General features: G+C 62.8%; 11 protein-coding genes. 8 read left to right on the forward strand and 3 right to left on the reverse strand.

The annotated features are described in order from the left end of the window. Positions 1-273: 273 nt before the first annotated feature. Positions 274-3,021, reverse strand: a complete 2,748-nt coding sequence (polA, locus tag L6D80_RS18860) for a DNA polymerase I (RefSeq protein ID WP_054902198.1) — start codon at positions 3,019-3,021, stop codon at positions 274-276. Positions 3,022-3,095: 74 nt separating this feature from the next. Between polA and L6D80_RS18865 the strand changes: the two genes are divergently transcribed. Both L6D80_RS18865 and L6D80_RS18870 read left to right on the forward strand, forming a co-directional pair. Then, complete coding sequence (locus L6D80_RS18865; RefSeq protein WP_012316858.1) at positions 3,096-3,383, forward strand: DUF2782 domain-containing protein; 288 nt, start codon at positions 3,096-3,098, stop codon at positions 3,381-3,383. Between the two features lie 68 nt (positions 3,384-3,451). Continuing rightward, on the forward strand, positions 3,452-4,402 hold the full coding sequence (locus L6D80_RS18870; RefSeq protein WP_176514685.1) for a homoserine kinase: 951 nt from the start codon (positions 3,452-3,454) through the stop codon (positions 4,400-4,402). Positions 4,403-4,451: 49 nt separating this feature from the next. Here the strand turns inward: L6D80_RS18870 and L6D80_RS18875 are convergent, their stop codons facing one another. Then, entirely contained in the window at positions 4,452-5,408 is a 957-nt protein-coding gene (locus L6D80_RS18875; protein ID WP_176514694.1) for a zinc ABC transporter substrate-binding protein, read from the reverse strand. A gap of 18 nt (positions 5,409-5,426) precedes the next feature. Here L6D80_RS18875 and zur point away from each other — a divergent pair, with 18 nt between their 5' ends. The 4 genes from zur (at position 5,427) to L6D80_RS18895 (ending at position 8,292) form a co-directional block, all read left to right on the forward strand. Next, a complete protein-coding gene (zur, locus tag L6D80_RS18880) occupies positions 5,427-5,912 on the forward strand; it encodes a zinc uptake transcriptional repressor Zur (RefSeq protein ID WP_176514696.1) in 486 nt (161 codons plus the stop codon). Next, on the forward strand, positions 5,909-6,682 hold the full coding sequence (gene znuC / locus L6D80_RS18885; RefSeq protein ID WP_176514698.1) for a zinc ABC transporter ATP-binding protein ZnuC: 774 nt from the start codon (positions 5,909-5,911) through the stop codon (positions 6,680-6,682). The genes zur and znuC overlap by 4 nt, the downstream gene beginning before the upstream one ends. Further along, positions 6,675-7,457 carry a zinc ABC transporter permease subunit ZnuB gene (znuB, locus tag L6D80_RS18890; protein ID WP_054902203.1) on the forward strand — a complete coding sequence of 261 codons (783 nt, stop codon included), beginning with the start codon at positions 6,675-6,677 and terminating at the stop codon, positions 7,455-7,457. The genes znuC and znuB overlap by 8 nt, the downstream gene beginning before the upstream one ends. A 127-nt stretch (positions 7,458-7,584) precedes the next feature. Next, positions 7,585-8,292, forward strand: a complete 708-nt coding sequence (locus tag L6D80_RS18895; protein WP_054902204.1) for a PA5502 family lipoprotein — start codon at positions 7,585-7,587, stop codon at positions 8,290-8,292. A gap of 107 nt (positions 8,293-8,399) precedes the next feature. Here L6D80_RS18895 and katE read toward each other — a convergent pair whose 3' ends face one another. After that, positions 8,400-10,544, reverse strand: a complete 2,145-nt coding sequence (gene katE, locus L6D80_RS18900; protein ID WP_176514701.1) for a catalase HPII — start codon at positions 10,542-10,544, stop codon at positions 8,400-8,402. Positions 10,545-10,767: 223 nt separating this feature from the next. On the opposite strand from katE, the gene L6D80_RS18905 reads away from it, so the two are divergent. Continuing rightward, positions 10,768-11,775, forward strand: a complete 1,008-nt coding sequence (locus L6D80_RS18905; protein ID WP_054902206.1) for a methionine ABC transporter ATP-binding protein — start codon at positions 10,768-10,770, stop codon at positions 11,773-11,775. Then, positions 11,775-12,446: a methionine ABC transporter permease gene (locus L6D80_RS18910; RefSeq protein WP_176514703.1), complete on the forward strand. Its 672-nt coding sequence runs from the start codon at positions 11,775-11,777 to the stop codon at positions 12,444-12,446. The genes L6D80_RS18905 and L6D80_RS18910 overlap by 1 nt, the downstream gene beginning before the upstream one ends. Positions 12,447-12,461: the final 15 nt, after the last annotated feature.

The raw sequence follows: 12,461 nt of genomic DNA on the forward strand, positions 1-12,461 counted from the left end.
AACCCCGGACTTCGTATGGGGAGGGGGAAGTTCGGGGTTCAAGTCCGGACCGCTAGGGCGGGGTCCGGGTATCTGCCAACACTTAACACAACATAGGAGCATCGAAGGGCTTCACCAGCCATTCAGTTACTCTGAGCGCCGTTTCACCGGTTTAGTTCCAAAGCCCTGAAAACTATTTGCGATAGTTTCATGAAACTTCCGCACTAATGGCATCGAGCCATGCCAGGATCCACGTCACTGCAACGCAGATCCTACACAGGTTACCCGGCTCAATCAGTGAGCTTCGTCCCAATTCGAGCCAACACCTACTTCGACCAGCAGCGGCACATCCAGTTGGGCGGCACGGCTCATGTGCTGGCGAATTTCATCTTTCACCTGATCCACCAGCTCCTCGCGCACCTCCAGCACCAGTTCATCGTGTACCTGCAGAATCACGCGCGCATCCAGCCTGCTTTCGCTCAGCCAATTGTCGACGTTGACCATCGCCCGCTTGATGATATCGGCGGCGGTACCCTGCATCGGTGCGTTGATCGCCGTACGCTCGGCGCCTTTGCGCAGCGCGGGGTTCTTGGCGTTGATGTCCGGCAGGTAAAGCCGCCGACCGAACAGGGTTTCAACGAAGCCTTGCTCGGCTGCCTGGGTGCGCGTGCGCTCCATGTAGGCCAGCACGCCGGGGTAGCGGGCGAAATAGCGATCGATATAGTCCTGCGACTGCTTGCGGTCGACGCCGATCTGCTTGGCCAGGCCGAAGGCGCTCATGCCGTAGATCAGGCCAAAGTTGATGGCCTTGGCGCTGCGGCGCTGGTCGGTGGTGACCGCTTCCAAGGCTACCCCGAACACTTCTGCGGCCGTGGCGCGGTGCACGTCCAGATCGTTGCGGAAGGCATGCAGCAGGCCTTCGTCCTTGGCCAGGTGGGCCATGATACGCAGCTCGATCTGCGAATAGTCCGCGGCCAGCAGCTTGTAGCCCGGGCTTGCGACGAAGGCTTGGCGAATACGCCGGCCCTCGGCGGTACGGATCGGGATGTTTTGCAGGTTCGGGTCGCTCGACGACAGGCGCCCGGTAGCGGCCACGGCTTGCTGATACGAGGTATGAATGCGCCCGGTGCGCGGGTTGATCTGGCCCGGCAGCTTGTCGGTGTAAGTGCTCTTGAGCTTGCTCAGGCTGCGGTACTGCATCAGCACCTCGGGCAGCGGGTAGCCTTGCTCGGCAAGCTCGTCCAACACTGCTTCGGCAGTGGACGGCTGGCCCTTGGCGGTCTTGCTCAGCACCGGCATGCCAAGCTTGTCGTAAAGAATCGAGCCCAGCTGCTTGGGCGAGCCGAGGTTGAACGTTTCGCCTGCCAGTTCGTAGGCGCGGCGTTCAAGGTCAGCCATTTTCACGCCCAGTTCACCGCTCTGCACCTGCAGCAGGGCAGCATCGACCAGCGCGCCCTGGCGCTCGATCTTGGCCAGCACCGGCACCAGCGGCATCTCGATGTCCATCAGCACTGGCTGCACGCTCGGCGTCTGCGCCAGGCGGGCCTGCAAGGCCTGGTGCAGACGCAGGGTGATGTCGGCGTCCTCGGCGGCGTAGGGGCCTGCCTTGTCCAAGTGGATCTGGTTGAAGGTCAACTGCTTGGCGCCCTTGCCGGCGATGTCCTCGAAGGCGATGGTGGTGTGATCGAGGTACTTCTGCGCCAGGCTGTCCATGTCGTGGCGGGTGGCAGTGGAGTTGTAGACATACGACTCGAGCATGGTGTCGTAGGCCACGCCCCGCATGTGGATGGCGGGTGAGCCGTTGGCAAGGATGTTGATATCGTACTTGGCGTTCTGCCCGACCTTGGCCTTGGCGGGGTCTTCCAGCAGCGGCTTGAGCGCCAGCAGCACGGCCTCGCGGTCGAGCTGGGCCGGCGCGCCTTCATAGTCGTGGGTCAGCGGCACGTAGGCCGCTTCATACGGGTCAACGGCGAACGACAGGCCCACCAGCTGCGCCTGCTGGGCATCCAGGCTGGTGGTCTCGGTGTCGAAGGCGAACAACGGCGCCTGGCGCAGTTTCTCCAGCCAGGCGTCGAAGCGAACCGGGTCCAGGACCGTCTCGTATTGAGGCTCGACCTTGGTGACGGGCTCTTCGGCCGGGGCAATGTCATCGCCGGCTGTGGCCGCATCGCGCTGCACTTCGGCAATCCAGCTCTTGAACTCCATCTCGGTATACAGCGCCAGCAGCGCCTCTCGGTCGGGCTCGCCGCAGACCAGCGCATCGACCTCGATGTCCAGCGGCACGTCGACCTTGATGGTCGCCAGCTCATAGGACAAAAACGCCGCGTCGCGGTGTTCTTCGAGTTTCGCAGGCAACGTCTTGGCACCACGGATGGCCAGCGCCGGAACCTTGTCGAGGTTGGCATACAGATCGCTCAGACCGCCGCCGATACCGGTCAGCAAGCCGACTGCGGTCTTCTCGCCCACCCCCGGCACGCCCGGGATGTTATCGACCTTGTCACCCATCAGCGCAAGGAAGTCGATGATGTGTTCCGGGCCTACGCCGAATTTTTCGTGTACGCCGGCCACGTCCAGCACGCTGCCGGTCATGGTGTTGACCAAGGTGACGTGCCCGTCCACCAGCTGCGCCATGTCCTTGTCACCGGTCGAAATGATCACCGGCCGGCCCAGGGCCGCACTGCTGCGCGCCAGCGTACCGATCACATCGTCGGCCTCCACGCCTTCGACACACAGCAGCGGATAGCCCAGCGCCTTGACGCTGGCATGCAACGGCTCGACCTGCACCCGCAGGTCATCGGGCATGCTCGGGCGGTTGGCCTTGTACTCGGCGAACATCGCATCACGGAATGTGCCGCCCTTGGCGTCGAACACCACCGCGAAAAGGCTGTCCGGGTATTGCTTACGCAAGCTCTTGAGCATGTTCAGCACGCCCTTGACCGCGCCGGTGGGCATCCCCTTGGAGGTGGTCAGCGGCGGCAGCGCATGGAAGGCGCGGTACAGGTAGGAGGAACCGTCCACCAGGACGAGGGGCGCTTGGCTCATGAGCAGAATCAACCTTTTCGGCGGGTCCGGAGCTAGAATAGCCGGATCAATGACGACAAAGGGACAAGGTTATCATGCGTACACTCAATCGCCTGTTACTGCTCAGCCTGTTGGCAACCATGCCAGTCGTCACCCTGGCGGCGGACGACGCCCCCTCGGCAGATCCCGAGGTGACCATTCGCACGGAAGGCGATAAAACCATCCAGGAATACCGGCAGAACGGCTTCCTGTATGCGATCAAGATCACGCCGAAAAACGGCAAGCCTTATTTTCTGGTACGCGCCGATGGCTCTGATGGCAATTTCATTCGATCCGACCAGCCGGACATGCTGATTCCGTCCTGGAAGATCTTCGAGTGGTAATCTGACGCGCACCGTTCACATCAACCCGGCACTTCCCGGCGGAAGTGCCCGTATGGGCATTTTTCATCATGTCAGTTTTCACCCCCGTGACCCGGCCTGAGCTGGAAACCTTTCTGGCGCCGTACGAGCTGGGCCGTCTGCTCGACTTCCAGGGCATTGCCGCCGGCACCGAAAACAGCAACTTCTTCGTCAGCCTCGAACAGGGGGAGTTCGTCCTGACGCTGATCGAACGCGGGCCCAGCGAGGACATGCCGTTCTTCATCGAATTGCTGGATACCCTGCATGGCGCCGACATGCCAGTGCCATACGCCATCCGCGACCGCGACGGTAACGGCCTGCGTGAGCTGTGCGGCAAGCCGGCACTGTTGCAGCCGCGCTTGTCGGGCAAGCACATCAAGGTGCCTAACAACCAGCACTGCGCCCAGGTCGGTGAACTGCTCGCACACATTCATCTGGCCACCCGGGAGCACGTCATCGAGCGCAAGACTGACCGTGGCCTGGACTGGATGCTGGCCGCAGGTGCCGAACTGATGCCGCGCCTGACGGCAGAGCAAGTGGCGCTGCTGCAGCCGGCGCTGAACGAGATCACCGCGCACAAGGCGCAGATCCTGGCCCTGCCACGGGCCAACCTGCATGCCGACCTGTTCCGTGACAACGTGATGTTCGAGGGCACCCACCTGACCGGCGTGATCGACTTCTACAACGCCTGCTCAGGCCCGATGCTGTATGACATAGCCATCACCGTGAACGACTGGTGCCTGGATGAGCAGGGCGCTATCGACGTGCCCCGCGCCCAGGCGCTGTTGGCGGCCTACGCGGCGCTACGGCCATTCACGGCAGCCGAGGCCGAGCTGTGGCCGGAGATGTTGCGGGTCGGCTGTGTGCGCTTCTGGCTGTCGCGCCTGATCGCGGCCGAGTCATTCGCTGGGATGGACGTGATGATCCACGACCCTGGCGAGTTTGAACTGCGCCTGGCGCAGCGCCAGCAGGTGGCGTTGCACCTGCCGATCGCACTCTGATAGCGGCGGCCCTGTCGCCGGCTCGCCGGCGATGGGGCCAGCCCAACCATCACAGCTGCTCCAGGCACCCCGCCAGGTCATTGGCCAGCTTCTCCAGCAGGCGCTCATACCCTGTGGCATCCACCGGGTCGGTGCCGCCCAGCGCATCCAGCTCCGCCAACCGCACCGGCAACCCGGCCGTCAGCGTTTCAGCCAGTCGCGGCCGTAGCGGTGGTTCGCTGAACACGCACGTCTTGCCCACTTCCTGCAGGCGCTTGCGCATGGCCGCGACATGCTGCGCACCCGGTTGCACCTCGGAAGCCACGCTGAACACGCCGGTGTGCTTGAGACCGTAGGCTGACTCGAAGTAGTCGAACGCCTCGTGGAACACGAAGTAAGGCTTGTCGGCAATCCCTGCCACCCGCGCTTTGATGCGGGCATCCAGGCCGTCGAGGCGCTCGGTGAAGGCCTTCAGGTTGCTCTGGTAGCGCGCCGCGTTGGCAGGGTCCGCCGCCGCCAGGTCCGCCGCCATCTTCGCCGCGATGACTCGGGCATTGACCGACGACAGCCACAAGTGCGCGTCCAGGCTGCCTGGGCGGTGATCGTGGTCATGATCGTCCTGGTCTTCTTCCTCGTGGGACTGGCTGTCCTCACCAAAGTGACGCAGTTTCATGCCCGGCAGCGACTGCACGGCTACCGTGGGCTTGCTGCGGGTACCCAGCACCCGTGGCAGGAAGTTCTCCATGTCCGGCCCGACCCAGTACAGCAGGTCGGCATCACCCACGCGTCGTACGTCCGACGGGCGCAAGGCGTAGTGGTGCGGCGAGGCACCAGGGGGCAGCAACACTTCGGGGCTGCCAACGCCATCCTGCACGGCGGCGGCGATCTGCTGCAGGGGTTTGATGCTGGTCAGTACACGCACCTCGGCCTGCGCCGAGCTGGCGAGAAAAGCGACAAAAAGCACAAGGAATCGGGACACGGTGAATACTCGAGTCGTCAGAAACAGGTAACATAATAACGTCTCCATCCAGAACCGTCGCTGCCCATGTCCATCACGCCGCTGGCTCACCGTCCCCACGATCATTCCCATTGCGTGCATAGTGCCCTGGCCGAGGCCGAGGCCCTGTGTACCCGTCAAGGCCTGCGCCTGACCGCGCTGCGCCGCCGTGTGCTGGAGCTGGTGTGGCAAAGCCACAAGCCGCTGGGCGCTTACGATATCCTGGCGGTGCTCAGCGAGCAGGATGGCCGCCGCGCCGCGCCGCCGACCGTTTATCGGGCGCTGGATTTTCTTCTGGAAAACGGCCTGGTGCACCGCATCGCTTCGCTCAACGCCTTCATCGGCTGCAGCCACCCCGAGCACGCGCACCAGGGTCAGTTCCTGATCTGCCGCGCATGCCACGTGGCCATCGAGCTGGAGCACGACAGCATCAGCAACGCGATCATTGCCAGCGCCAAGGGCGTGGGTTTCAGTGTCGAGACCCAGACCGTGGAAATCGTCGGCCTGTGCGGCAACTGCCGGAGCGCGGCATGAGCGACGCACTGATCCGCCTTGAGCAGGTCGGCGTCACCTTCGGCGGCGAGGCCGTGCTCGACAGCATCGACCTGTCGGTTGCACCCGGCCAGATCGTCACCCTGATCGGCCCCAACGGCGCCGGCAAGACGACCCTGGTGCGCGCTGTGCTCGGGTTGCTCAAGCCGCATCGGGGCAAAGTCTGGCGCAAACCCAAGCTGCGTATTGGCTACATGCCGCAGAAGATCCAGGTGGACGCCACGCTACCGCTGTCGGTGCTGCGCTTCTTGCGCCTGGTGCCTGGCGTAGACCGTGCGGCAGCCTTGTCGGCGCTGCAGGAAGTCGGCGCCGAACAGGTCATCGACAACCCTATCCAGACCATTTCCGGTGGCGAGATGCAGCGCGTGCTGCTGGCCCGGGCGCTGCTGCGCGAACCGCAGTTGCTGGTGCTGGACGAACCCGTGCAAGGCGTCGATGTGGTTGGCCAGACCGAGCTGTACAACCTCATCACCTGCCTGCGCGATCGCCATGGCTGCGGCGTACTGATGGTTTCCCACGACCTGCACCTGGTGATGAGCGCCACCGACCAGGTGGTCTGCCTCAACCGCCATGTATGCTGCTCCGGCCACCCCGAACACGTCAGCAACGACCCCGCTTTCGTCGAGCTGTTCGGCCAGAACGCCCCCAGTCTGGCCGTCTACCACCACCATCACGATCACAGCCACGACCTGCATGGCGCAGTGGTCGCACCTGGCAACCATGTTCACGGAGACCACTGCAAGCATGGCTGATTTTCTTCTCTACGCCCTGCTCGCGGGTCTTTCCCTGGCGCTGGTGGCCGGCCCGCTTGGTTCCTTCGTGGTGTGGCGGCGCATGGCCTATTTCGGCGACACCCTGTCACATGCCGCGCTACTGGGCGTGGCCATGGGCTTCGTGTTGGATGTCAGCCCGGCACTGGCGGTGACTGTGGGCTGCCTGCTGCTGGCGATCCTGCTGGTGACCCTGCAGCAACGCCAGCCGCTGGCCTCGGACACACTGCTCGGCATCCTGGCACCGAGCACGCTGTCGCTGGGCCTGGTGGTGCTGAGCTTCATGCACGATGTGCGCATTGACCTGATGGCTTACCTGTTCGGTGACCTGCTGGCCATCAGCACCACCGACCTGGCGTGGATTCTCGGCGGCAGTGCGCTGGTGTTGCTGTTGCTGGCCGCCCTGTGGCGGCCCTTGCTGGCGATTACCGTGCACGAGGAACTGGCCATGGTCGAAGGCCTGCCCGTGGCCGGCCTGCGCATGGCGCTCATGTTGCTGATTGCCGTGGTCATTGCCGTGGCCATGAAGATCGTTGGCGTGCTACTGATCACCTCGTTGCTGATCATCCCGGCCGCTGCGGCACAACGTCACGCACGCTCGCCTGAGCAGATGGCGCTGGGGGCCAGCGTGCTCGGCATTATCGCCGTGTGCGGCGGCCTGGCCCTGTCCTGGTTCAAGGATACCCCGGCCGGGCCATCGATCGTGGTCTGTGCCGCAGTGCTATTCTTGCTGAGCCTGGCCCTGCCCAAACGTTGAAATTCAGGGCACGCAAAGGCGTGCCCTGCAACCTTTTGACCGGTAAAGGGTCTGTAAGACCTGTTTTCGAGCGTGCGCACCTGGGTGTAGACTTGCTCGCTTTTTGCGCAAATAGAGAGTCGCAGGAATGAAGCCGTTCGCATCCCGTTATCTGCTTGTTGCCGCGTTTTCCATGTTCCTGGCCGCCTGTTCCAGTGCGCCGGTCGAGCAGGCCAATGCACCTGCCCAAGCCGATGCCTGGCAGCAGCTGCAGCAGAACATCAGCAGCAATGAGTTGGCCACCGCCGAAGACCAGCTTGCCGCCCTGCAGGCGCAAGCGCCCGACGATAGCCGCCTGGAGCAATACCAGCGGCAATTGGCCGAGGCTTACCTCAAACGCAGCCAGATCGTCCTGCAGAAGGGCGATGTCAACGCGGCTGCCACCGCGCTGGCCCGTGCCCGCGCGCTGATGCCCCAAGCACCTGCCGTCACCGGTGGCGATGCCGTCAGCCAGGCCCGCAAGGCTGAACTGGAAAAGGCCGAGGCGGCGTTGAAGGCTGCCGAGGCCAAACCACAGGCACGGGTGATCGACCCGACGGCGCCAAGCACCGTGATTGCACTCAAGACCACTGACATTCGTGCCATGCGCCGCCAACTCGACGAGATTGCCGCAGACGTGGTGAGCTATCAGTGTGAGGTGGTGTTCCAGGTCCCGCGCACCGAGGATGCGCCCTGGTTGAAAAATCTGCTGGAGAAGCGGGTTCACAAGATCGACAGTGGCTTCCAGCTGAAGCAGAAACACGAGATTCAGCGCAAGTTGCCGGCCCAGGTGGTACTGGTCCCGCATCAACGCTGAATGCCTTGATGCCATCGCCGCCAAGCCGGCTCACCCAGATTCGCCATAGCCGTTGATGACTGTGGCGAATCTGCAGGAGCCGGCATGCTGTTGAAAGGCAGCGCCCCTTATGCAGGTATGGCTTCGGCTACCGCTTCGCGCTCCCAGACACGGTGGCCTTCGAGCACTTTGACAAAGGCATCCACGGTTTTCTGGTCATCCCCCAGTAACAGGCCTTTGTCTTCCTTGAGCCCCAGGGCCCCCAGCAGTCCTTTACCGTCATTGGCCAAGGCAATGACCTTGAGGTGTTTGTAGCCCTCAAGCAGGAAGTGCTTGGCCAGGCCGCTGGCCGCCAGAGCATCCAATGCCCCCTTGCCCGCCGGTACGACAATGCCGTCGAACATGATCGAGGGCATACCTTCCATCGACGCATCCACCGGCAATGGCTTGCCCTCGGCGGTTTTCACCGGTGCCGAGGTCGGGCCCAGCAACAGGATACGTGTGCTGTGGGCTTCCAGGGCCTTGACCAGGCGATCGACGCTGTTGCCGTCCACACCATTGGCTACCAGCACGGCGATCTTGCGGCCCTTCACGCCGACCTTGCCAGGGTGGTTCATCTGGCTCAGGGCGGGCGATTGCGCCTGCTTGCTGCCCTTGACCTTCACCGTACCGGCCTTGGGCGCTGGCAAGCCGAGGTTGGTGGCCACGGCAGCTGCCAGCTTCAGGTCGATATTGGCCAGGATCTCATTGACCTCGCGGGCGCGAATCGACTCGCGTTCCACCTTGCCCAGCTCAAAGCTGTAGGCCTTGATGACGTGCTGCTGCTCATTGGCGCTCAAGCTCTGGAAGAACATCCGCGCCTGCGAGAAGTGGTCACCGAACGACTCACTGCGCTGGCGAACCTTGTGGGCGTCGACCCGCTCCTGATAGCTCTCGAAACCGCCGTCTACCGGGCCGGCAGGCGTTTCCTTCGGCCAGCCACCGTCGATCGAGTTTGGCTCGTAGGACGCACGCCCCTTATGGATCGTCTGCCGGTGCAACGCGTCGCGCTGGTTATTGTGGTTGGGCGCCACTGGGCGGTTGATCGGGATTTCGTGGAAGTTCGGGCCACCCAGGCGGCTGATCTGGGTATCGGTGTACGAGAACAGCCGCCCTTGCAGCAACGGGTCATTGCTGAAATCGATACCCGGCACGATATGGCCGGGGCAGAACGCAATCTGCTCAATTTCGGCGAAGAAGTTGTCCGGGTTGCGGTTGAGCACCATCTTGCCCAGCGGGGTAACCGGCACCAACTCTTCGGGAATGATCTTGGTCGGGTCGAGCAGGTCGAAGTCGAATTTATGCTCATCGGCCTCTGGCACGATCTGTACGCCAAGCTCCCACTCTGGATAGTCGCCGGTTTCGATGGCTTCCCACAGGTCACGGCGGTGGAAATCAGTGTCCTTGCCTGCCAGTTTCTGCGCCTCGTCCCATAGCACCGAGTGCACGCCTTGGGCCGGTTTCCAATGGAACTTGACGAAACTGGCCACACCTTCGGCGTTGATCAAGCGGAAGGTATGCACGCCAAACCCTTCCATCATGCGCAGGCTGCGCGGAATGGCGCGATCGGACATCGCCCACATGACCATGTGCGCCGACTCCGGCACCAGCGAGACGAAGTCCCAGAAGGTGTCGTGGGCCGAGCCACCGGTAGGGATTTCGTTGTGGGGTTCGGGTTTCACCGCGTGGACGAAGTCCGGGAACTTGATCGCATCCTGGATGAAGAACACCGGCATGTTGTTGCCCACCAGGTCGAAATTGCCCTCGTCGGTGTAGAACTTCACCGCAAAGCCGCGAACGTCGCGCACGGTATCGCCCGAGCCCCGCGGGCCCTGCACCGTGGAAAAACGAACGAACACCGGGGTGATTTTCTCCGGGTCCTGCAGGAAGCCGGCCTTGGTCAGTTGCGCATGATTGCCATAGCTCTGGAAGAAACCATGCGCGCCAGTACCTCGAGCATGGACGATACGTTCAGGGATGCGCTCGTGGTCGAAGTGGGTGATCTTCTCGCGCATGATGAAGTCTTCAAGCAACGACGGCCCGCGGTCACCCACCTTGAGCGTGTTCTGGTTATCGGCGATGCGCACGCCCTGGTTGGTGCGCAAGGCCTGGCCGGTGGCGTCACTGCGCACGTCCTCCAGGCTCTGCACCTTGGCATTGGTGTTGGCACGATCGGGTGTAGTGGTGCCGGCAAGCTGGCTCTGCTTGGACGTATCCGTCTTCTTGCTAGGCATCTCGGCTCTCCTCATCAGTCTTCAGGGTGCCCGGTGGGCTTGTTCTAGTAGTGACTGGAGCGCCTGCGGCTACGTTCAATAAGCTTTACCGGTGGTCGCGTTATGCCCGCAGGATTGGTTGATTACGAAATAAATGCTAAGAACAACTATGGGAAAAGGCTAAAATGCGCCACCCCAGCCAACCGCTGACCCCAAATCCCCTGCGCCCCACAAGGTTCGCTACGTGATCGAGTTCCAACATGTACACAAGACCTACCGCGTCGCCGGTAGGGAAATACCCGCCCTGAATCCGACCAGCCTGACTATCGAGAACGGCCAGGTGTTCGGCCTGATTGGCCATTCCGGGGCGGGCAAAAGCACCATGCTGCGCCTGATCAACCGCCTGGAAGAGCCTTCCGGCGGCACGATCATCGTCGACGGCGAAGACGTCACCGCATTCAATGCCAACCAGCTGCGCGGCTTCCGCCAGCAAGTGGGCATGATCTTCCAGCACTTCAACCTGCTGGCCTCCAAGACGGTTGCCGACAACGTCGCTCTACCGCTGACCCTGGCCGGCGAGCTCTCGCGCGGCGAGATCGACAAACGGGTCACTGAGTTGCTGGCGCGTGTAGGCCTGTCGGACCACGCCAAAAAGTACCCGGCGCAGTTGTCCGGCGGCCAGAAGCAGCGCGTCGGCATCGCCCGTGCCCTGTCCACCAACCCTAAAATCCTGCTCTGCGACGAAGCCACCAGCGCCCTCGACCCTCAGACCACGGCGTCGGTACTGCAGCTGCTGGCCGAGATCAACCGGGAGTTGAAGCTCACCATCGTGCTGATCACCCACGAAATGGACGTGATTCGTCGGGTCTGCGACCGCGTGGCGGTCATGGATGCCGGGCAGATCGTCGAGCAAGGCTCGGTTGCCGAGGTGTTTTTGCACCCGCAGCACCCCACCACCAAACGCTTCGTCCAGGAAGACGAGCAGGTGGACGAAGGCGAACAGCGTGACGACTTTGCCCATGTACCTGGCCGTATCGTGCGCCTGACCTTCCAGGGTGACGCTACCTATGCGCCGCTGCTGGGCACCGTGGCCCGCGAAACCGGGGTGGACTACAGCATCCTCGCCGGGCGCATCGACCGCATCAAGGACGTGCCCTATGGGCAGCTGACCCTGGCCGTGACCGGCGGCGACATGGAAGCGGCGTTCGACCGCTTCAAGGCAGCTGACGTACATATGGAGGTACTGCGTTGATGGACGCGCTGAATTTCTTTGCCAACGTCGACTGGGCCGAAATCTGGCTGGCTACCATCGACACCATGATCATGCTGTTCGGCTCGCTGTTCTTCACCGTGCTGCTGGGTCTGCCGCTGGGCGTGTTGCTGTTCCTCTGTGGCCCGCGGCAGATGTTTGAGCAGAAGGGCGTGTACGCGCTGCTGTCGCTGATCGTCAACATCCTGCGTTCGCTGCCGTTCATCATCCTGCTGATCGTGATGATCCCGATCACCGTGCTGATCACCGGCACCTCGCTGGGTGTGGCCGGTGCCATTCCGCCTCTGGTGGTAGGTACCACGCCGTTCTTCGCACGCCTGGTGGAAACCGCCTTGCGCGAGGTGGACCGCGGCATCATCGAAGCGACCCAGTCGATGGGCGCCACGACCCGCCAGATCATCACCAATGCGCTGCTGCCGGAGGCTCGGCCGGGCATCTTCGCGGCAATCACCGTCACTGCCATTACCCTGGTGTCGTATACCGCGATGGCCGGTGTGGTCGGTGCCGGCGGCCTGGGTGACCTGGCCATCCGCTTCGGCTATCAGCGTTTCCAGACCGATGTGATGGTGGTCACCGTGGTGCTGCTGTTGGTACTGGTTCAAGTCCTGCAGAGCGTGGGCGACAAACTGGTTGTGCATTTTTCCCGTAAGTAACCCCAATGGGGTCGG

It is taken from the genome of Pseudomonas ceruminis (genome assembly GCF_021602025.1).
Taxonomy (GTDB): Bacteria; Pseudomonadota; Gammaproteobacteria; order Pseudomonadales; family Pseudomonadaceae; genus Aquipseudomonas; species Aquipseudomonas ceruminis.